Origin of the sequence: Zhenpiania hominis (assembly GCF_014333425.1) — a bacterium.
Lineage (GTDB): Bacteria > Bacillota > Clostridia > Peptostreptococcales > Anaerovoracaceae > Hominibacterium > Hominibacterium hominis.
This window is the reverse complement of sequence record NZ_JACRYT010000031.1, coordinates 1-21,287: the sequence shown is the minus strand read 5'-3', so window position 1 is coordinate 21,287 and position 21,287 is coordinate 1. Positions and strand designations below refer to the sequence as shown.

The following is a 21,287-nucleotide window of genomic DNA, read 5'->3' as shown; positions in this document are numbered from 1 at the left end:
ACCGGCACAAATCCATCCATAATTCTCTATTTTTGTAAAAGTAAAATCCATCCTGTAGACTTAACTCTTACAACATGGATTTTACTCTTACAAACTGGACGTTATTTTTACAAGTCACCGGATTTTACAAGGCTAGAGTTCTTTCACTTTTGTCTCCAGCGTAATATTCAGTTCCGCCGCGTATTTAAAGTAACAATCCACCTGTTCGAGGGTCAGCATATCCGAGGAAATGAGACCCGTCTGATCAAACTTATCGTTAATAAACAATTTTGTAAACAGATAGCCTCCTTGCCCGGTCAAATACATTTCCGCTGTAATTCCCGCCTTTTCGTAGGATTCCACCAGCCCCGGCGCAAAGACGTGCGTTTCCACCAGAACATCTTTTCCATCTTTCTTGCCATAGGCTTCGATAACCATGCAGCCGGAATCGGAAACCAGCCCTTCGTCGATGATCTCTTTTATTTCTTCTCTAAATTTCGGAGCGGGAGGGACATGGGCCAGCACAACATCGAATGGCGCGACTTCTGTGCCGTTTATGATTTCTTTCTTATGAGAAAGGAGCCCCGCCCTGTACAGCGGCTTGGCGAAGTCGACACCCGCGCCGGCATATTTAAAGTAAGCGTTTTTCGCGCCTTTAAAAAACTTCTCCGCGTTGAAGCTGTAGTGAATCGGTTCGTCATGACAGTGCTCTACAAACGTAATTTCTTCATCCATATAATCATACTGTCGTTTAATCGGAAGTTCAAAAGCCGGAGTACGAATCAGCTTTCCGTCTACAAACGCGTACGCCTCTTCACTCATATCGTGAAGCGCCGTCACCGGAGACCACCAGAAAGGCTGGAACCGCTTGGCTTCTACACCCTCCCAGACGATATTGTAAATAGTGTCGCAGCTGTCCAGATATCGCATCGCGTCTCTTGTAGCCGCGCAGATAAGTCCCGGCGCTGAGCCAGTTCCTACAATGGCGGTTCTGCCGATTTCCTCAAATTTCGGTCCGTATACATCATACTGAATACGGATGCTCTCCACCCAGTCTTCGTGAAGGGAAGTGGTCGCCGCGTAATCCTGGTAATTCGCCTTTACCTCCAGTGCCGCGTCCAATACATTCTTGGTACATTCAAGAGGCAGAGCGTTAAGTATCAGATCCACGCCGCGGGCAGCGCGAACAATGCTTTCTTTGCTGTGCGCGTCCACCTGTACGCCTTTTGCTTTTTTCATATCTTTTACCAGATTGTCCACTGCCTTTTTATCATAATCCGCACATATAATTTCAACTACGCCCGGATCTTCATCCAGTCTTTTGGCCGCTGCAGAGCCCTGCGCGCCGACTCCTAATACAAGTATTTTTTTCAGTTCCATTGTTCTTTCCTGCCTTTCTGTCAGTTATTTTAATTGTGTTTTATTATAACAGAAAATAGACTGATTCAAAATTCACTTATTGCGGACTTTTCCTTATTTTCCTCCGAAAAATTGAACGCTATTATTTTCTGATTATTCAGTTTTATTCAAATCGCAAAATTCGCATCTTTTTACCGCAAAAACTGTATTTTGCGCTATAATGAAAGCACAGAAAAGGTATGGAGGTTATTATGCTGTTTGAACAGATCGCTTATATGGAAAATCTGCCTTTTGAGTTATCCTTTCTCAATGTCGGAGAGGAAAGCCGGCACTGTCATAAGGAAGTGGAACTGCTCTTCGTGCTGCGGGGCGTAACCCATTACCGGATTTACCACATGGACTATGAATTAAATCCCGGAGATCTGATTATTGCGGACGCGGAGGATCTTCACCAAATCCATGATTCTTCCGAGAACATTTTGCTGCTGTCCGTCCACGTGGATACCGGTCGGTTTGATCTTCTTTATCCCAATATCCGCTACATGTTTTTTGTCTGCGAAGAGTGTATGGAAGGTCCCGCGGGGAACCGGCAGCTCTTGCAGAGCAAACTGGCGATCCTGAAGCAACAGCTGGCGAAGCTTGCCATTGATTATACTCGCGCGAAATTGGACGTTCCCCTTTTGACCCGCGAAATCAGAGACGTCGTATCTACCATGGTTACTCATTTTCAGGGGTTTTATATGGAGGATTACCAGTATAAAACGAGCCCGCAGGATTTACGCCCTGAAGATCTGCAGCGCCTCTGCCGGGTTACCCGTTATATCATGCTGCATTATCGTGAAAAAATCGCTCTGGATGATATTGCTGCCATGGAACACCTGAGCCCTTACTACATGTCTCATCTGATTCGAGAACATCTGGGCTTTAACTTCCAAAATTTCGTCAACGCGATCCGCCTGGAGTTTGCCGAAAAACAGCTGGTATTCACAAATAAAACACTGACTCAAATCAGTCAGGATTGTGGCTTTTCATCGCCTAATTACTTTAATAAATGTTTTAGCGCCTGGCATGGAGAAACTCCTTCCCAGTACCGAAAAAACTACGTCCCCTGTGAACGTTCCTACAAAAATCCCTTTACGGAGGAATACGCCCTGTCTCTGCTGGAACCTTATCTCTATGTTTCCGGTGCAGAGAAGAAACGCTCGCGCAGCCTGACGGTTGAAGCCGGATTTGAAGCAGACGGTTTCTTGAGTTTTCAGGAAGTATTCTCTCCTATTATAGTAATTGATTCTGCGGAATCCGCTCTTTCCCTGGGATTCTGCCAAAAAGAGCTGCAGCAAATCCGTCCTGCCTCTTTTCTGCTGACAGAATCCTTTACAGGAAAGAATCGTGCTCTGGCGGCCGCTGTAATCCAACGTCTAACGGCGATGGGCTTTTCTATTGCTTATAATCCAAAAAATCCTGAAATCCTCTCAGCTCCGAAAACTTCTCCTGCCGCTGTTTTTCAGCAGATCCTGGAGGAAAGGCACCGCTGGGTTCTTCTGTGGGGAGAAGAAAACAGCCTCTTCCTTGCCGGAGATTTTCCTTCACCCATCTACGACTTTTATTCCTTTTTCAGTGAGCTGAAAGCTCCTTTGGTTCAGGTACATAAAAACTACACCCTAATAAAAAGCCCTTCCGATCGCTTTCTGATTTTTTATAACCCGGATCCTGATACGTCTCTGCAGGTCCATCTGCCTGCCGAAATTCTGCCGAAACACACTGCGTTGTTCCAATGGGAGCTTTCTTCCCGGGACGACGTTCTTTCCACACTCCGGCAGATTGTTCCGGCAGATCGGATTTCTTCGTTTCTGTCCCAAAAAATCAAACAGCAGGGAACCGGCCCTATGCGCGTCTCCCTGCCAAATAAAAAACACGCGCCGGTCGCGGACTTTTCGATCCCTCCCGGCACAGTGGTTGTCTTTGACATCCTTATCTGACTCTAAAACATTCTTTCTCTAAGTCTAAAATCGCGACCCCATTCTCTCCCCCCAGGGTGATATACGCTGTTTTGCTGTCTTCGGAAACAGTAATCGATTCCGGTTCCAGAACATCAGCCTGTCCGTCCAGTTTGTCAAAGGTGACAATTTTCGCCTCTGACGGGATTCCGTTGCTGATATTGGCAATTGTCACGGAGCCTTGTGCCTTTTCTCCGTCTTTGTGTGAACCTTTTTTCTGCGGCCCCTTATCCGCCGTTATGACGTAATTCCCATCCGGAGTAAAGGTAATCATATCCGGCTGCACGCCGCATTCCAGCATTCCCTTAAACGTACCGTCAGATCCGATAAACACAATGGTTCCGCCTGCTTCATAGTCCTCCGCCTGTACGGCCAGGACTGCGAGATCCTGCTTTTTATTGACCGCCACATCAGCAACCGCTCCGCAGGAAAAGCCGTTTGCTTCCGCGATCGCCTGCATCGGCAGCCGGATTTCTTTTTCAGACCCTGCCTTGTCTTCGGATTTCCCGGCTTTCATACTGATAAGATCCACGGACTGTTCCTCATGGCTAATGCGGCAGATCTTGCCGTATCCTTCACGATTCTGCGCTTCCGCTTCCCAGGTTGCTCCATAAACCGTCTGAATCCATAGAGCCGCTCCCAATACCATAACCGCCGTCACCAGCAAAACCAGTCTGCTTTTCTGTAAAATCCCCATCGGTTCCTTCCTCCTTTATTTAAGGAAAGTATAACAATGGAATGTTAAATCTGTTCGCAGGCAGATGTTAAATGTTTGTAAAAGAAAAACCGCCGACGCGCGGAGCGCTAGCGGATATATCCTAAAACAGACCGATCGGTTTCATCATTAAAATTTAAATATTGCTACGTTCTTTTTCACCATACAGCCCCGTAGCGCGTCCATGCCGGATCCCAGAGAAATCAGACGAAAAATTTCTTCTTTTTTGTCTTTCCTTCCCCACGATCCTGCCAGGATTCGCACATTCGTATCTGCGAAAGCCGCCGGATACATGGGCGTGCTGGATCCGATCATCACGATCCGGCAGTCTTTGCGACACCACCCAAGCAGAGAATCTGCTGTTCCGTTGATCGTAGTAGTCCCACTTAAAAATACAATGTCACATTCCGGAAGCAGTTCGGGCTGCTTTTCTGCGGGGCAGATCCCCTCCTGCCCTTCTCTTCCTTTGTCGAAAATGAGGAATTTACAGTCCCAGGGTTTCAGCATGTGAATCGCCGGAGCAATCATCCCCACCATGCCGACGGTTTCCCCGCCTTTTAACCGCAGGCCAAAGGGCTCATCTTTTCCACCGCAGTCTGTAAGCTCTTGCTGCTGGGCAGCCGCGTTAAGCACCGCGTTTCCAATCGCCCGCTGCAGATCTTCTCTGCCTTCTGCCGCCCATAGTCCCGCTTCCTCCGCGCTCATGCCGACTGCCTCTCTGGCATAGGGAAAGACCGAGCAGCCTCCGGGCAGGCTTTCCCGCAGCACATAGGAGACTCCGATACTTCCGTCATCAAGCTGCACGGCGATCAGCGATACGCCCACGACCAGATCCTGGATAGCCCGTCCTTTTAAATATGGCATCGCCTGCTTTTGAATATCATTCATTAACATCGCCCGAAAACCTCCTTAAACTTTCATTTTTTATATGGCCATTTTTCAATAAGCCGGGGGAGAATTTCGTAAACATCACCTACAATTCCGTAATCAGCCTCTTTAAAAATCGGCGCTTTCGCATTTTTATTGATAGCGATAATGGCAGAAGAACCCTTCATTCCCGCCAGATGCTGGTTCATTCCTGAAATCCCGCAGGCAAAATAAAGATCCGGCGCCACCGTTCTGCCGGTAAGTCCGACCTGCTGTTCTTCCTCTGCCCACCCCATAGCAACCGCGCCGCGTGAAGCCGCCATCGTTCCGCCGGTGGCCTTGGCCAGCTTTTCTACCAGGCTCAGTTCCTCTGTCTTTTTGAAGCCTCTTCCGCCAGCGCAGATAATGGAATCCTTCTTTACATCCGCCAGCGCCTGAATCAATTCATCCACGCTCTGGAAAAGACGAACCGGCTCTTTTTCTTTTTTCTGTGCTTTTTTCCCAAAGATCTTTCCTGAGATAACCAGCTTCATTACTTCCGAGGTTCCCTCGTAAATCTGAGTGATTTTCGCGTCCCTCATGTACCGTTCAATGGGAAGATCTTTGATATAGCCGTATCCGCCATGGAACTGAACCGCTTTTACGGTCACATCCATCGCAGTCGATGAACAAGAGAGCTTTGCCTTTGCCGCGGATTCGGTCGTTTCCGGCAGGCCCTTTTCTCTTATATACGCGGCCTTATAAAGCAGCAGCCGGGAAGCGTCAATTCTCGTTTCCAGCTCTGCCATCTCAAAAGCCATGGCCTGAAAAGCGCTCAGTTTTCGCCCGAACTGTTCTCTATGCTGCATATAGGCTACTGTTTTGTCGAAAGCGCCCTGGGCGATCCCCAGTGCCTGGGCCGCGATGCCCAGCCTTCCCACATCCAGAGAAGACATCGCCACTTTAAAGCCCTTTCCAATTTCACCGAGCAAATTTTCCTTCGGCACGATGCAGTCGTCAAACACCAACTCGGAAACAAGCGACCCCCGGATACCCATCTTATCTTCTGTCTTACCTTTATAAAATCCTGGAAATCCCTTTTCCACAATGAAAGCGCTGATCCCTTTCGTTCCTTTCGACTGATCCGTCATTGCCATGATTACATAAACGTCCGCAATGCCTCCGCCGGAAATGAAGATCTTCGATCCGTTCAGCCGATAATGATCTCCACAGTCCTCGGCAATCGTCTGCTGCATAGCGGCATCTGTTCCGGCATTCGGCTCAGTCAGCCCAAAGGCGCCGATTTTTTCCCCCTTTAACAGCTCCGGAAGATACTGCTTCTTCTGTTCTTCGGTTCCGTAAGTAAAAATCGGCCAGCAGCAAAGGGCGTTATGGGTCTGGACGATTACTCCATGGGAGGGGCAGATTTTAGAAATCTCTTCCACCGCCATTACATAAGTAATATAGTCCAGTCCCGCTCCGCCATATTCTTTGGGGAACGGCATCCCAAGCATGCCCATCTTTCCCAGCTTTTTTACGGTTTCCAATGGATAAAAAGCCTCTCTGTCCATTTTATCGAGAATCGGCGCCAGCTCTCGTTCCCCGAATTCCCGAAGTTTTTCTTTTAAATCCAGCTGTTCCTGCGTGTAGCTAAATTCCATTTGTCCTTTCCCTCCTAAAGATTCTTTCACAATATCATTGTATCTTCCGGCCGCGAGGCTGTCAATTGTCCTGTCGTTTTCGAAACGCGAACAGCCGCTGTCCCAGATAGTTGGCTCCCACGAACAGACACATTCCTGCCAGCATGGAAACATTTTCCTGTGCTGTCACGGAAACGTCCTTCAGCAAAAAAGCCACAGCCGGCTTTGCCAGCCCGTAAGCGACAAAATAGCAAATTCCGATATTCACCGCAAAGCGCAGCGCGCTTCCGGCAAGATCTCCTTTGTACTGAAATGTGAAATGCTTGTTGAGAAAATAACTCAGTATGCTGGTGAGGAAATAATTTGCGGCGGACGATACCCAGTAGGAGCAGCCTGCCAGGTTATAAAGTCCGAACATAACTCCGCTTCCCACCACCGTGTTTATAACGCCTACCACCGCGAATTTCCATGCTTTTTCATCGAGAAACTTTGCCATTTTCATCCTTTTCCCGGCCGCTGCACCGAACTCTGGGCTCCGAATCATTGACATTCGTTCGTTCCACAATATAAAGAGGACGCTTTTTTACTTCCGCGTAAATCCGCCCTACATACTCCCCAATAATTCCCAGGGATACCAACTGCACGCCGCCCAGCACCGAAATCAGCGTGATCGTCGTAAAATAACCGGGAACATCGATTCCATAAATTAAGATCCTGACAAAGAGATAAATTAAATAAAGAATACTAAGGATTAGCAGGATACCCCCTAGATACACACACATGCGAAGAGGTTGAACATTGAAAGATACAACACCGTCTACACCGTATCCCAGAAGACGGCGGAAGGACCAGTGGCTCTGACTTGCAAATCGTTTTCGGTTCTCGTATTCGATATAGGTCTGCCGAAATCCAACCCAGGAAAAAAGGCCTTTGGAAAAACGGTTGGTCTCTTTCATGGAAAGTACCGCGTCAATGACCTTCCGATCCAACAGACGAAAATCGCCCGCGCCGTCCACCAGCTTTACGTCGATCAGCTTGTCCGTCAGCTTGTAGTACATCCTGGCGAAAAAAGCGGATTTCCAGGGTTCTCCCTTGCGGCTGCGCCTGGCGATTACCTGCTCATAGCCTTCCTCGTATTTTTCAAGCATCCGAGGGATTAGGCTCGGCGGATGCTGCAGATCCGCGTCCAGAATCACCGCGCAGTCTCCTGTCGCCGCTTCCAGTCCCGCCAGCATCGCCGATTCCTTTCCGAAATTACGGCTGAAAGAAATGAATTTTGTATTCCTGTCTGAATCCACAAATTCCAAAATCCGTTCCAGGCTACGATCCCTGCTCCCATCATCTACATAAATCACTTCGTAATCGTACCCCTTTTCCCTAATCCTGTCGAACTGATCCTTTAATGCTCCATGGAACAGACGAAGCCCCATTTCTTCATTATAGCATGGAACAATAATACTCAGCAGTTTTGCATTCCTTTCATTTTCAACCATAAAAACTCCCCTTTTCTCGTTCCGGTCCGCCCCTTAAAACAATTCCAAAAATTCGTTGACTCTTCTGCCGATATTCTCCGCGCCGAACACGGAAGATCCCGCTACTACCAGCTGGACTCCCGCATCTGTCACTTTTTTTACATTCTGCAGATTGATTCCTCCATCGATTTCAATTACAAAACCGCAATCTCTCTTTCTGCGGATCTCTTCCAGTTCCTGAACTTTACGTAGTGCGGAAGGAATAAATTTCTGGCCGCCGAATCCCGGATTGACGGACATAATCAGAATCAAATCCACCTCTTCCAACACATAATCCAGAACAGAAAGAGGCGTCGCCGGGTTTAACGCAACACCGGCTTTTACGCCCACTCCTTTAATATGCTGCAAAGTCCGGTGCAGATGGGGGCAGGCTTCCTGATGAACAGTTATGTATTCGGTTTGATCCGTTACAAAATCCTCCAAGTACTGATCCGGATTTTCAATCATAAGATGGACGTCAAAAGGAAGGGCTGTTTTGCCGCACAGACTCTTCATCACAGCCGCTCCATAGCTGATATTAGGGACAAAATGTCCATCCATCACATCCACATGAATCACATGGGCTCCCGCTTTTTCAATTTCCTCCACTTCTTCTCCCAACCGCGAAAAATCCGATGATAAAATCGATGGCGCCAGTCTGATCATAATTTTTATCCAATCCTTTCTCAATATCTGTTTTTTTCTTGAATTTCCGCAATCTGCGCCTGATAAGACTCATAGCGCGGAGAAGAAATTTTCCCTTCCTCCACAGCCTGCCTCACCGCGCATTCCGGCTCTTTTAAATGACGGCAGTCATCATATCTGCAAGCTCCCAGAAAAGGCCGCATTTCCGGATACAGATGCTGCAGTTCTTCCTCTTCCACATCTGAGATCTCAAAGGAAGTAAACCCTGGTGTGTCAAAAATCATAGTTTCGTTCCCCAGATCAAATAACTCACAGTGTCTGGTCGTGTGCTTTCCTCGTTTTGTCTTTTGACTGACATCTCCGGTCTGAGCCGTCGCTCCCGGAATCAGGCAATTAAGAATTGTCGATTTTCCTACCCCTGACGGTCCCGCCAGAGCGGTCCGCTTCCCCACTATGGCCTGCCGCAGTTCCTCTATGCCTCTTCCGGTAGTCCCACTGAGGCGAATGATCGGATAGACTGGAGCATAGATTTCTTCCAACCGTTGCACCATACCTTTTTTGTCCAAATCCGTTTTATTAATACAGAAAATAATATCTGTATCGCTTTTTTCCGCCATTACAAGAAACCGATCCGCTACTGCCAGGTTAGGCTTTGGATGAGCAGCCGCGAAAACAACGACAAAACAGTCCACATTTGCAACAGGGGGGCGGATAAACTGATTTTTCCGCCCCTCAATCTCTGTAACCCAGCCATCGTCTTCATCTGTCCCTGTACCGGGTTCAAACTCCACACGATCTCCCACAAGAGGCGTAATCCCTTCCTTTTTAAAGATGCCCCTCGCTCTACATTGATATACCTGTTCTTCAGATTTTACATAATAGAATCCCGCGATTCCTTTTACAATGGTTCCCCGCATCAGCTGATCGTCCCCCTGGTAAAGTTCACGCTCCTTCTCATTACCTCTTCACCGTCAAAAATAACTACAACGGTTCCTGATCCCTCGCCTTCCAGCGTCACTGTCTCACTTCCATCGCTTTTGCTTCTCTGCTGATTATTAATAATATTCCTTGTGCCGGAATCATCTGTCAGAGTGACGGTCAGATAAAACACTTCATTTTCCGCATCGCTGAAATCGATCTCCAAATCCACAGATTTAGAAGCCGGCCCTTCGCTTACTGTCATTCTTACGGAAGATCCCTTTTGTATTTCTTCATTCGCTTCATACTGCTGTGCCATAACTTCATTCACATCGTACGTATCGCTGGTGCTGTATTTGATCTTTCCCGGCTTCAATCCCGCATTGTACAGCGTTGCTTTTGCATCGTCAATATCCATACCCACGATGTACGGCATTGTCACCTTCTGCAGTGAGCCATCACTGATTACCAGATCCACGGTACTTCCCTCCGGGGCGCTCTCTCCTTCCTCCGGAGATTGTTCACACACTTGCCCTTCATCTAATTCACTTTCACCCGGGCTGACATCGCCTACTTTAAATCCCGCGGCAGCCAGGGCTTCCCGCGCGTCATCTTCTGTCATTCCAATCACATCCGGGACTTCTCCATTGCTCGGACCTTTACTGATATTGACTCGAATCGTAGTGCCTTTTTTCGCTGTGGAATTCGCCTCCGGATCCTGAGAAACCACGCAGCCCTCCTCAATCTCCGGATCATTTACCTGCTGACCTTCTTCCACTTCAAATCCGACTTCCTCTGCCATAGCTTTCGCTTCCTGCAAAGTCTTACCCTGTAGATCCGGAACAACCACCGGATCTCCACTGAAAGCACCCATAGCAAAGGCAACGCCCAGCCCTCCCAGCACAACGACAGCCGCGATGACCGCGATCAGGATTTTTTTCTTTTTGCTTAATTGCTTCTTGCTCTTTCCTTCCTCATAGTCGTCTTCCTCGTAGTCGTCTTCCTCATAATCCGGTTCCACAATCGGAGATTCCTGCGACTTTGCCTGCTGTGTATCAGCAGAAGCCATAAACATGGAGTCCCCCACTACGCTGCCGACAAATTCCAGGTTATCCAGAGCCTTAATCAGATCATCCGCGCTGCCGAACCGATTGGTCTGATACTTGTCTGTTGCTTTCAGAACAATCCGTTCCAATGCCGGAGGGATCCCCGCGATCAGTTTTGACGGCGGTACCATCTCACTGTTAATATGCATCAGCGCGATGTTAACCGGGTTATCCCCATCAAAAGGGACACGACCGGTCAGCATCTCATACATAACAATCCCCAGAGAATAGATATCTGATTTTTCATCTACATATCCGCCTCTAGCCTGTTCCGGCGAGAAATAATGCACGGACCCCATAATTCCACCACCGGTAGTATCCACAATGGTAGAGGCGTTAATTGCCTTAGCGATCCCAAAATCTGTAAGCTTGGCGGTTCCATCCGTTGTAATCAATACATTGTGGGGTTTTACATCTCTGTGGATAATTTGATGCTTGTGAGCAACACTAAGAGCTGACGCAATCTGTTTTGTCAGTTCAATGACCTTCTGGTAGGGAAGCGGTCCTGTCTCATGGATCAGTTCACTAAGTGTCTTTCCCTCTACCAGTTCCATTACAATATAGTGAATGTTTCCTTCCTGCCCTACATCAAAGATATTTACAATATTCGGGTGGGACAGACTTGCTGCCGCCTGTGATTCCCGCCGGAAGCTCTCAATGAATTTCTGATCTTTGATAAATTCCGGCTTTAATACCTTGATGGCAACATATCGGTTCAACAGCCGGTCCTTTGCTTTATAAACAACCGACATTCCACCTTCGCCGATTTTTTCAAACAGCTCATACCTCCCTGCCAATACTTTACTGCTCATCCTTGTCCTCCCTCTATATCTTCAAACAAATTACGGTGATATTATCTCTGCCCCCGCACCGGATTGCCTCATCTACCAAGTGCGTACATGTCACCGACATAGTATTTCTTCCGCCCAGTATCTCAATCAGCTTCTGTTCGTCTACTTCACCGTAAAGTCCGTCCGAACATAGCATCAAAATGTCGTCCTTTTCCAGAGCTGTCTGAAAAAAATCTGCCCTTACGGATGGTTCTGCCCCCACAGCCCTGGTAATCACATTTTTTTGGCTGTGGTTTTCCGCTTCTTCTATTGTAATAACTCCGCTTTTGAGCAATTCATTTACATAAGTATGATCCTCTGTAATCTGGGAGAGAGAACCGTTTCGAAACAAATAGGCTCTGCTGTCTCCCACGTTAACCACATAGGCTGTATCTCCTCGGATATAGGCGATTACAACTGTGGTCGCCATTCCCTTGTTTTCTTTATGTTTTCTTCCTGCTTGATAAATTTCCTGATTTACCAGTTCCAGGCACCGAATAAAATAGTTACAAATTTCATCCGCGTCCTCGCAGTCATCGATGGGATTCGCATCCACATATTCCGCTACCCCTCGAACCGCAGTTCTGCTCGCGATTTCTCCACCGTTGTTTCCGCCTACACCATCGGCTACCACATAGATATCGCAGCTGGGTATGACAAAACACGCGTCTTCATTGTGATCACGAATTACACCGGCATTGCTTTTAAATCCTATTTGCGCCATAAACTTCTCCCTTTCGAAGGCCTTTTGTCTTATACCAGGCTGTCGTCCTTCTTCATCACGCAGATAAAGAACCCATCGCTTCCGTTCACATTGGGCAGCAACTGAATCGCCTCTTCCTTTTTAAAGCTCGTATTTTTCTTCAGGAAATCTGCGATTACCCGCTGATTTTCATATGGGTTAATCGTACACGTACTGTAAAGAAGCGTCCCGCCCGGTTTTACATACTGTGAAGAAGCAGATAAAATCGCAAGCTGTTTTTTCGGAAGCAGTTCCATTTCATGGGATTTTTCTTTGTACTTGATTTCCGGCTTTCTCCGTACAACACCAAGTCCCGAGCATGGCGCGTCCACCAAGACCCGATCCGCTTTCTGTACCATGGAGGATTCTACTCTGGTAGCGTCCCAAGAGCGAGTCTCTACATTTTTCACTCCAAGGCGCTCAGCTTCTTTATCTACAAGATCCAATTTCCTTCTGTAAATATCAGAAGCTATGATCTTTCCCGTATTATTCATTCGCTCCGCAATGGCCATTGTTTTTCCCCCCGGAGCCGCGCAAACATCCATTACGAGATCCCCATGTTTTGGGTCTAATTTTTCTGCCACCAGCATGGAACTCTCATCCTGCACGGAAAAGAGGCCCTGCTTGTACATATCCGTCCCCAGCAGATCACTACCTTTCACATGAAGAGCATTCTGGCAGAGGGTACCATCCTCTACCTCATAACCTTTGTCCTCCAGTACCCGTATCAGATCCTCCTTTATAATCCTCAGCCAGTTAAGGCGAATGGTCATCGGGGGAGTTTCATTTCCCGCCTTCAGAAGTTCCTCCACAAACTCAGTTTTATACTGCTCCAGCCAAAGCTCAATGATCCAAGGTGCGTATGAATAGCGAATCGACAGATGCCGCACCTCATCCTCTGCCCGATCTGGTAATTTGAGAGATAATCTCTGGTTCAAATAATTTCTCAGCACCCCGTTGATAAATCCATCTCTTCCCCTGCAGTACCTTTTTGCCAGTATCACACTCTCGTTAACCGCGGCATATTCGGGAACCGAATCCATATATCCCAGCTGATAAAGTCCCATCCGCAGAATCGTTTTGTCGCTGGCTTTTAAGGAATCCGCGCCAGAAGGAACCAATAGGCTGATATAATAGTCCAACAGCAATTTGTTTTCCAGCACGCCATAAACCAACTCCCTGACGAATCGCCGGGAATCCGGTCTGTTACAAATAATCTGATGATTTAAAGCAATATTGGAGTAAGATTTTTTCGACTCCACGTCCATCAATGTCAAATAAGCGGTTTTTCTGTTTGCGTCCATAATCAATCACGCCCCCTAATCAGTAGTAATCGAACTAAATTTAAAACGGCTGTTGCAAGCGCTGCCACATAGGTCATGGCCGCTGCAGAAAGGACTTTTTTCGCGCCTTTTGTTTCATCCGCACCCACAATTCCCAGCTGCTGCAGCTGAGCAATGGCCCTGTTGCTGGCATTGAGTTCTACAGGCAGAGTCACCAGATGAAATACCACAACTCCCGCGAAAAAAAGAATCCCTATATCAAAAATCAAATTCCCCGTAGTAATCCGCCCTGTACCTGCGATTACAATTCCTGCCAGAAGCAGCGGCCAGGAAAGTGTCGACACAACATTTACCAGAGGAACAATCGCGTTTCGAAAGGAAAGCAATCCATAGCCTGTCCCATGCTGAATCGCATGTCCCGACTCATGAGCCGCGATACTCACGGAGGCAATGCTGGAGTCATTATAAACCTGTGGGGAAAGGCGCATCACACGCCCTTTCGGATCATAGTGATCCGTAAGGGTCCCCCCTGTCATTTCAATCCTCACATTGGAAAGCCCATTGGCGTCCAAAATTCGTCTGGCTGCCTGCGCTCCTGTTATTCCTCTCCTATTTGCCACGCCGGAAAATGCTCGGTACGCCCGCGTTACTTTTCCCTGAGCGTACAGTGTCAGCAAAATCGCCGGAATCAGCAGAATCACAGTCGGATCAAACATCCCAAATATCGGCATCTTCCATACCCCTCCTTTTTCATGCTCTCTATTTTATCCTAAAACGCTGTTCTTTTCAATGCTGTTACCCTTTAAATACTCGGAAGCCGTCATCCGTTTTTTCCCCGGCACCTGAATGACCTCCGCAATGAAAGTTCCTCCTCCAGCGGAAATTTCAATTCCTTCTTTGGAAACCGCCGTGATGGTCCCCGGCGCTGCCGAATTCGGTTGTTGAGACACAGATGCTTTCCAAATTTTAAAAAGTTTTCCCTTATAATTCGTATACGCCCCCGGCCATGGATCAAACGCCCTTACCTGCCGTTCAATCTCCTGAGGAGTTTGCTGAAAATCAATCTCTCCATCTTTCTTAGAAATCATCGGCGCGTAAGTCGCTTTCGAATCGTCCTGAGGAACCGCTTCAATCTGACCGGCCTGCAGTTTGGGAAGGGTTTCCAGAAGAAGCTCCGCTCCCATCCGCGCCAGCTCATCGTGAAGCTGCTGCGCGTTCTTTTTTCCAATGGATGTCGCCCTTTTCGCGATCATCGCTCCCGTATCCAATCCTTCTTCCATAAACATCAAGGTAATTCCTGTTTCTTCATCACCCGCAAGAATGGCTCTCTGGATCGGCGCGGCGCCGCGAAAGCGGGGAAGCAGCGAACCATGAATATTTACGCATCCCAGCTTTGGAAGTTCCAGAATTTCCTTTGGCAGGATCTGCCCGTAAGCCGCTACTACAATTAAGTCCGGATGGCAGGCTTTCAGCTGTTCAAAAAAAGCAGCGTCTTTTTTTATTTTTTCCGGCTGCAGGACTTTCAATCCCAGCTCTAACGCCTTTTCCTTCACCGGCGTCATTTTTACTTTTTTCCCCCGATCTCTTACCGAATCCGGCTGCGTTACCACGCCGCTGATTTCATGCCCCGCCTCCACAAGGGCCGAAAGCGCCGGAACCGCGAAATCCGGAGTTCCCATATAAACAATCTTCATCTCTTATCCCTCGTTTTCCTCGGTCACCTCATAGACCCTTTCCGCTTTGTCCGTGAACAAAATTCCTTCCAGATGGTCAAATTCATGGCACATTACTACTGCCCGAAAGTCTTCCATATCGTATACTTTCATTTCTCCATTCCTGTCCAGTCCCCTTATTTTTACTCTCTGGGGGCGCTCTACCGTACCTTGGTATCCCGGAACACTGAGACAGCCTTCCTCTCCGGTCTGCGTCCCTTCCATCTCCAGGATTTCAGGGTTTACCAGATAATAGACCTCCCCTTCTTCTGGCTCTGCCACGAACATTCTTCGCATCATTCCAATCTGCGGCGCCGCAAGTCCTACGCCTCGGGCCTCCCGCATCGTTTCCACCATGTCGTCCAGAATCATCCGGATCCGGTCATCTACTTTTTCCACTTCTCTACAACGTTTTCTCAAAATTGGATCGCCTTCAACTACAATATTTCTTAATGCCATGTTACCCTCCATTTATATAAAACTGTACGGATTGATGTCAATCGTTACCGTATAGTTTTTTTTCCGCGCTTTCTCCGCTTCTTTTATTCTCTCTAAAACCGCTGTGTACGCCTGCCTCATACCATGAGGACATTTCAGCATCATACTGTATCGGTAAATTTCCTTAATTTTCTTCATAGGCGCCGCCTGAGGCCGGAACAGATATTCCCGCTGCGCCTCCGGGAGCGCTTGCTGTATTTTCTCAAACCAGCCTTCCGCCGCGCCTTTTGCCTGAGCCTCTTCTTTGGAAGAAAAGACCATCTGTATTAAATCGCTGTAAGGCGGGTAGCCCATATAGGAACGAAGCTTTATTTCCGCTTCGTAAAATTCTTTGTAGTCCTGTTCGGCAGCCAGCCGCACCGCGTAATTTTCCGGCGTATAGGATTGAATAATAACACGCCCCTTTTCCTCGCCTCGCCCGGCTCGACCCGCCGCCTGTGTAATCAGCTGAAACGTTCGCTCCGGAGACCGAAAATCAGGAATATTCAGCGTTACATCAGCCGAAATGATACCTACTAATGCTACATTTCGAAAGTCCAGTCCTTTCGCCACCAGCTGCGTTCCAATCAGAATATCGATGGTTCCCTTCTTAAATCGGTTTAAAATCCGGTCAATGCTTCCTTTTCTCTTCGTGACATCCAAATCCAGCCGTTCTGCCCGCGCCTGGGGAAACATCTCCATAACCGCCTCTTCCACTTTCTCCGTTCCCGCGCCAAAGTGGCGGATATAAGCACTTCCGCATTGAGGGCAGACAGAAGGCAGCGGTTCATTATGACCGCAGTAATGACACACCGCCCGGTTTTCCTCTTTATGATAGGTCAGAGAAATGCCGCAGTCCGGACACCGAAGCGCCATTCCGCACTCCCTGCATGAAATAAAGGTGGAGTAGCCCCTCCTGTTAAGAAAGAGAATCACCTGCTTTTTTTTCTCAAAGGCCTCCGTCATTTGCCGATAAAGGGCTCGGCTGATCATGGTTTTATTCCCTGCCTTCAGCTCACTGCGCATATCCACAATCGCGACCTCCGGCAGCTCCGTCTGATTATAACGCTTTGTCAGCTCCAGCCGTTCAAAAATTCCGTGTTCTGAGCGGTAATAAGTAGAAACCGCTGGCGTCGCGCTTCCGCAAATAAGGACGCCTTTGTGGGACTGCAGCCGTTTGAGCGCCACTTCCACAGTATCGTATTTGGGCGTCATATCCGACTTATATGTAGCCTCATGTTCTTCGTCCAGAATAATCAGGCCGATTTTCTTCAGGGGGGCGAAAACAGCCGATCTGGCGCCAATTACGATCTTCACCTCTCCATTTTTAATCCGCATCCACTCGTCATGTCTTTCTCCCAGAGAAAGCCGGCTGTGGAGGACCGCGATCTTTTCCGCGCCAAACCTGCCGATAAACCGTTCAATTACCTGCGTGGTGAGAGAAATCTCCGGCACCAGCATGATCGCTTGTTTTCCCGATAGAACGCACTGCTGTGCCGCCCGCATATACACTTCCGTTTTGCCGCTTCCCGTAACTCCATACACCAGGAATCTCCTGTGGCTGCCCTTTTGAATTGCCTGCCGAATCGGGCGCAGAACAGCCTCCTGTTCTGCTGTCAGCTCCGGTTCCGGCTTTTGTTCTCCCTCCGCGTCTTTATAGGGATTTCTCTTCTTCCCTCTCTTGGATTTACTTCCAGCGGGGACAAAGCATTTAACCGCGTCGATGTATTTGCACAGATATCTGCGTTTCATCCAGATACAGGTACGAATCATCTCTTCTGTAAGGCAGATGTCCGGATCCAAAGATTCCGCGAATTTGAGATTCGGGTATTCCCTTTCCGGTTCATCCACAACCCGGAAAACATAGGCCTCCCGAATCCGGTTTCCTTTCCCAAAAGGAACGCAAACCTTCTGTCCCACTTGGATCTCATCCTCACTGCATCCGTAGGTGTACAGCATATCTGTATGCTCGCTTTTATTATCAATAACTACATCTATATATTTCATCTGCCATCCTTACAGCAGGAAGATATTATTTTCGCTGCATTCGGCAACCATATCCTCCGGCCATACGGATACCTGGACTTCGCCGATATGCGCTTTTCTCAGGAAATACATGCATAGACGGCTCTGCCCGATTCCTCCGCCGATGGTGTAAGGCAGCTCTTTATTGAGAATCATCTTATGAAACTCCAAATCGCGCCGTTCTTCCGCGTGGGCCTCCTTCAGCTGCCGCTCCATGGCCGTCTCATCAACACGAATTCCCATAGAAGAAATTTCAAATGATTGGTTCAGAATTTCATTCCATAAAATAATATCCCCATTCAGTTCCCAATCATCATAATCCGGCGCTCTTCCATCATGAGGTTTCCCTGATTTCAGCTTTCCCCCGATCTTCATAATGAATACTGCCCTCTTCTCCTCTGTAATCGCGTCTTCACGCTCTTTCGGAGTTTTGTCCGGATACCGATCCTCAAGCTCCTGTGTCGTGATAAAAAAGATTTCATTGGGCAGCTTTGTCCGAAGTTCCGGATAAAGCCGATTTACATAGTCTCCCAAGTTTTTCAGCGCGTTATACAAAGTTGTCACCGTTTCCTTCAGAAATTCTTCGTTTCTCTGTTCTTTGCGGATGACTTTTTCCCAGTCCCACTGGTCTACATAAACGGAGTGCAGATTATCCAATTCCTCGTCCCTGCGGATCGCGTTCATGTCCGTATAAATTCCATGTCCGGGCTGTATTCCGTATTTACCCAGTGCCATCCGCTTCCATTTTGCCAAAGACTGAACGATCTCTACTTTCCGCTCATTCATATCCTTTACCGTAAATTCTACCGTACGTTCCACACCGTTAAGATTGTCGTTCAGTCCTGTTTCCGGCGCTACAAACAGCGGCGCGGAAACTCTGCGCAGGCTGAGACCGTAAGCCAGTTCCTGCTGGAAAAAGTCCTTAATTTTTTTAATCGCCCGCTGGCTTTCCATAAAATCAATGACCGGGGTATAGTGTTCTGGAATAATTACTTTTGCCATCTGCTCTCTCCTTTTTCTTTTATCGTTTTGAATACTGACAACCGCAGTAGTTCTGTCTGTAAAGTCCATATGCTTTTGAAAGTTCAATGCTCCTTTTGAATCCGTCTTTCTTTTTAAAATCCTGATCCACAAAGCTTACGCTGTATCTCACTGCCAGTTTTCTGCCGATTCGACTGATAATTTCATAATTTTTGTGCGGGCTCACCGTTAGTGTCGTTCCAAAATAGTCGCAGCCCGCCAGAGCGCAGGTCTCTGCTGTTTTTTCAAGCCTCTGCCAGAAGCACTGCAGGCATCGTTTTCCTCCCTCCGGCTCGGCTTCCAGCCCTTTCGCAAGCTGATAAAATTTTTTCGTATCATAGGGCCCTTCTTTAAAACGGATATGTTCTTTCGGCGGAAGGCTTTCGTTATATCGCTTTATAAACGCAATCTGCGTTTCCTTTCGTTTGCGGTATTCCTCCGGCTCCGTTATACACGGGTTATAAAAAAATATGGTGATCTGATAGTCACCGGCAAGTCTTTCAATTACTGCTGTACTGCAGGGGCCACAGCAACTATGAAGCAGCAGAGATGGTTTTTCTATTTTTTCGGAAAAGCCTTTCAGTTCCAAAAAGTCGCCGTGCTTCCGGCCGCCCATCTCTCCTCCGCTGTCCAGAGGCCTCGTCCTTTTCTCTCCTGTCATAAAGCTCATCCCTTTTTTCTATTGAAATTTCATTTGCATTTTTAACAATTTATTATATCATATAAATACATGTGTGCAAATATTCACATTAAAAAAGTTGTCTTTTTTCTAACACAGCAAGGAGAAAACAATGTCTGAGATTTCAACGAATTACACTTTTAACTCCATAGGCTCTTATCTAAAAAAACGCATGGGCTGTAAGGTTGTCAAACTATCCATTGACGGAGGTTTTACCTGCCCCAACCGCGACGGCAGCAAGGGAACCGGCGGTTGTATTTTTTGTTCCGCTTCCGGGTCCGGCGATTTAGCCAGCGATATCCCATCTCAGATCCAACTACTTTCAAGGAAGTGGCCAAACGCGCGTTATCTCGCCTATTTTCAAAGCCATACTAACACCTACGCGCCGGTTTCCCAGCTGCGGCGCCAGTATTCGGCAGCCCTTGCTCACCCAGACGTTTTAGGTCTTGCCATTGCCACCAGACCGGACTGCCTTCCTGATGACGTTCTGGATCTTCTTGAAGAGTTCAACAAGAAGACCTTTCTCTGGGTGGAGCTCGGTCTTCAATCTATGCATGAAAAAACAGCGGCTCTTATCAACCGCTGTTATCCTCTGTCTGTATATGATAAGGCTGTCGCCGATCTAACCTCCCGCGGAATCCGGGTTGTGACCCACCTTATTTTCGGTCTTCCCGGCGAAACCAGAGAAGACATGCTCCAGTCCGTAAAGTATGTATGCCGCGATCTTCATTCGGGCTCTTTGCAAAATAATGTCCATGAAGTAAGCCGTATTTTCGGAATTAAGCTGCACATGCTTAATTTGGTGCGCGGTTCTCAGATGGAAACCCTGTATCCAGACTATACTTCTTTTTCCTCCATTGAAGAATATGTGGATCTGGTCATCTCCGCGCTGGAAATCATTCCGCCTGAAATCACGATCCATCGTCTGTCCGGCGACGCTCCCCGTCCGACACTCATCGCTCCGGAATGGAGTTATAAAAAACGAACGATTTTGAACAGCATCCACAATACCCTGCGCCAGCGCAAAACCTGGCAGGGCGCTAAACTCTAGACCAGTCGCCCCACCGACAGTCCGCCCCAGCTTCTATTTTTTTATCTTCGGACCGATCCTGCCGTCGTTATAATGCTTCCTGCATAGAGAAACGTACATTTCATTTCCGCCAATCATAATCTGTTCACCGGTTTTTACCAGTTTTCCATCCACGACCCTGGCAACCATAGTCGCCTTTCGTCCGCACCAGCAAATCGTCTTAATTTCCTCAATCTTATCCGCATAAATCAGCATATAATAAGAGCCTTCGAACAGTTCGTTGCGGAAGTCATTCTTCAGCCCATACGCCAACACCGGCACGTCACAGCTGTCTACGATTTCTACCAGCTCTTCCACATGGTGTTTCTTTAAAAACTGGCACTCATCAATCAGAACACACGCAATCTCGCCCTTGGCATTCTCCGCCATAAACAGCTCCAGAATGTTCGTATTTTCATTGACCACCAGCGCTTCCCTCTGAATTCCAATTCTGGAAGTGATCACGCCCAAGCCGAACCGATCGTCAACGCTGGGCATAAGCGTTAGGACCCGCTTGCTTCGTTCTTCATAATTGTGGGCAATCCGGATAATCTCCGCCGATTTTCCCGCATTCATTGTACTGTATCTATAATAAAGCTGTGCCATAAGTTCTCCCCTGGTATATTGTAATTGACTCATTTAGCAAGTCATCTACAAGATACACTGGTATATTGTAATTGACTCATTTAGCAAGTCATCTACAAGATACACTTTCCTTTCTATCAACCTTCTTC

20 protein-coding genes are annotated in these 21,287 nt (G+C 47.7%); 2 read left to right on the top strand and 18 right to left on the bottom strand.

Annotated features, from left to right (window positions below; genetic code table 11):
* Window positions 1-132: 132 nt before the first annotated feature.
* Window positions 133-1,359 carry a saccharopine dehydrogenase family protein gene (locus H9L42_RS15910; protein ID WP_187304389.1) on the bottom strand — a complete coding sequence of 409 codons (1,227 nt, stop codon included), beginning with the start codon at window positions 1,357-1,359 and terminating at the stop codon, window positions 133-135.
* Between the two features lie 230 nt (window positions 1,360-1,589).
* Here H9L42_RS15910 and H9L42_RS15905 point away from each other — a divergent pair, with 230 nt between their 5' ends.
* Window positions 1,590-3,317 carry a helix-turn-helix domain-containing protein gene (locus H9L42_RS15905; protein ID WP_187304388.1) on the top strand — a complete coding sequence of 576 codons (1,728 nt, stop codon included), beginning with the start codon at window positions 1,590-1,592 and terminating at the stop codon, window positions 3,315-3,317.
* On the opposite strand, the gene H9L42_RS15900 is transcribed toward H9L42_RS15905, so the two are convergent.
* From H9L42_RS15900 to H9L42_RS15825, 16 genes are all read right to left on the bottom strand, one after another.
* Window positions 3,310-4,032, bottom strand: coding sequence for a choice-of-anchor I domain-containing protein (locus tag H9L42_RS15900; RefSeq protein ID WP_187304387.1), 723 nt, complete (start codon window positions 4,030-4,032; stop codon window positions 3,310-3,312). The two genes, H9L42_RS15905 and H9L42_RS15900, sit on opposite strands and share 8 nt — an antisense overlap.
* 147 nt (window positions 4,033-4,179) lie before the next feature.
* Entirely contained in the window at window positions 4,180-4,944 is a 765-nt protein-coding gene (locus H9L42_RS15895) for a Rossmann-like domain-containing protein (RefSeq protein WP_187304386.1), read from the bottom strand.
* Between the two features lie 23 nt (window positions 4,945-4,967).
* Complete coding sequence (locus tag H9L42_RS15890; RefSeq protein WP_187304385.1) at window positions 4,968-6,557, bottom strand: acyl-CoA dehydrogenase family protein; 1,590 nt, start codon at window positions 6,555-6,557, stop codon at window positions 4,968-4,970.
* Between the two features lie 61 nt (window positions 6,558-6,618).
* Window positions 6,619-7,032 (bottom strand): GtrA family protein, encoded by a 414-nt coding sequence (locus H9L42_RS15885; protein WP_346726337.1) that lies wholly within the window; start codon window positions 7,030-7,032, stop codon window positions 6,619-6,621.
* A complete protein-coding gene (locus H9L42_RS15880) occupies window positions 7,013-8,029 on the bottom strand; it encodes a glycosyltransferase family 2 protein (RefSeq protein WP_187304383.1) in 1,017 nt (338 codons plus the stop codon). Before H9L42_RS15880 ends, H9L42_RS15885 begins: the two co-directional genes overlap by 20 nt.
* A 33-nt stretch (window positions 8,030-8,062) precedes the next feature.
* The gene (gene rpe, locus H9L42_RS15875; protein WP_207735006.1) at window positions 8,063-8,713 is read right to left on the bottom strand and encodes a ribulose-phosphate 3-epimerase; all 651 of its coding nucleotides are present in this window, start codon (window positions 8,711-8,713) and stop codon (window positions 8,063-8,065) included.
* A gap of 20 nt (window positions 8,714-8,733) precedes the next feature.
* Window positions 8,734-9,609, bottom strand: a complete 876-nt coding sequence (gene rsgA / locus H9L42_RS15870) for a ribosome small subunit-dependent GTPase A (protein ID WP_187304382.1) — start codon at window positions 9,607-9,609, stop codon at window positions 8,734-8,736.
* Window positions 9,609-11,528, bottom strand: coding sequence for a Stk1 family PASTA domain-containing Ser/Thr kinase (gene pknB, locus H9L42_RS15865; protein WP_187304381.1), 1,920 nt, complete (start codon window positions 11,526-11,528; stop codon window positions 9,609-9,611). The genes rsgA and pknB overlap by 1 nt, the downstream gene beginning before the upstream one ends.
* A 13-nt stretch (window positions 11,529-11,541) precedes the next feature.
* Window positions 11,542-12,270 (bottom strand): Stp1/IreP family PP2C-type Ser/Thr phosphatase, encoded by a 729-nt coding sequence (locus H9L42_RS15860; protein ID WP_187304380.1) that lies wholly within the window; start codon window positions 12,268-12,270, stop codon window positions 11,542-11,544.
* 29 nt (window positions 12,271-12,299) lie between these two features.
* Complete coding sequence (gene rsmB, locus H9L42_RS15855) at window positions 12,300-13,592, bottom strand: 16S rRNA (cytosine(967)-C(5))-methyltransferase RsmB (RefSeq protein WP_187304379.1); 1,293 nt, start codon at window positions 13,590-13,592, stop codon at window positions 12,300-12,302.
* A 2-nt stretch (window positions 13,593-13,594) separates the two neighbouring features.
* Complete coding sequence (locus tag H9L42_RS15850; RefSeq protein WP_187304378.1) at window positions 13,595-14,302, bottom strand: zinc metallopeptidase; 708 nt, start codon at window positions 14,300-14,302, stop codon at window positions 13,595-13,597.
* A 33-nt stretch (window positions 14,303-14,335) separates the two neighbouring features.
* On the bottom strand, window positions 14,336-15,265 hold the full coding sequence (gene fmt, locus H9L42_RS15845) for a methionyl-tRNA formyltransferase (protein WP_187304377.1): 930 nt from the start codon (window positions 15,263-15,265) through the stop codon (window positions 14,336-14,338).
* Window positions 15,266-15,268: 3 nt separating this feature from the next.
* On the bottom strand, window positions 15,269-15,742 hold the full coding sequence (gene def, locus H9L42_RS15840) for a peptide deformylase (protein ID WP_187304376.1): 474 nt from the start codon (window positions 15,740-15,742) through the stop codon (window positions 15,269-15,271).
* Window positions 15,743-15,754: 12 nt separating this feature from the next.
* Window positions 15,755-17,767: a replication restart helicase PriA gene (gene priA, locus H9L42_RS15835; protein ID WP_187304375.1), complete on the bottom strand. Its 2,013-nt coding sequence runs from the start codon at window positions 17,765-17,767 to the stop codon at window positions 15,755-15,757.
* Window positions 17,768-17,776: 9 nt separating this feature from the next.
* Window positions 17,777-18,787 (bottom strand): aspartate--ammonia ligase, encoded by a 1,011-nt coding sequence (asnA, locus tag H9L42_RS15830; RefSeq protein ID WP_187304374.1) that lies wholly within the window; start codon window positions 18,785-18,787, stop codon window positions 17,777-17,779.
* A gap of 19 nt (window positions 18,788-18,806) precedes the next feature.
* A complete protein-coding gene (locus H9L42_RS15825) occupies window positions 18,807-19,466 on the bottom strand; it encodes an epoxyqueuosine reductase QueH (RefSeq protein WP_243235840.1) in 660 nt (219 codons plus the stop codon).
* 130 nt (window positions 19,467-19,596) lie between these two features.
* Between H9L42_RS15825 and mnmL the strand changes: the two genes are divergently transcribed.
* Window positions 19,597-20,535, top strand: coding sequence for a tRNA modification radical SAM protein MnmL/YtqA (gene mnmL, locus H9L42_RS15820; RefSeq protein WP_187304373.1), 939 nt, complete (start codon window positions 19,597-19,599; stop codon window positions 20,533-20,535).
* Window positions 20,536-20,568: 33 nt separating this feature from the next.
* Here the strand turns inward: mnmL and H9L42_RS15815 are convergent, their stop codons facing one another.
* Window positions 20,569-21,159: a thymidine kinase gene (locus tag H9L42_RS15815; RefSeq protein WP_187304372.1), complete on the bottom strand. Its 591-nt coding sequence runs from the start codon at window positions 21,157-21,159 to the stop codon at window positions 20,569-20,571.
* Window positions 21,160-21,287: the final 128 nt, after the last annotated feature.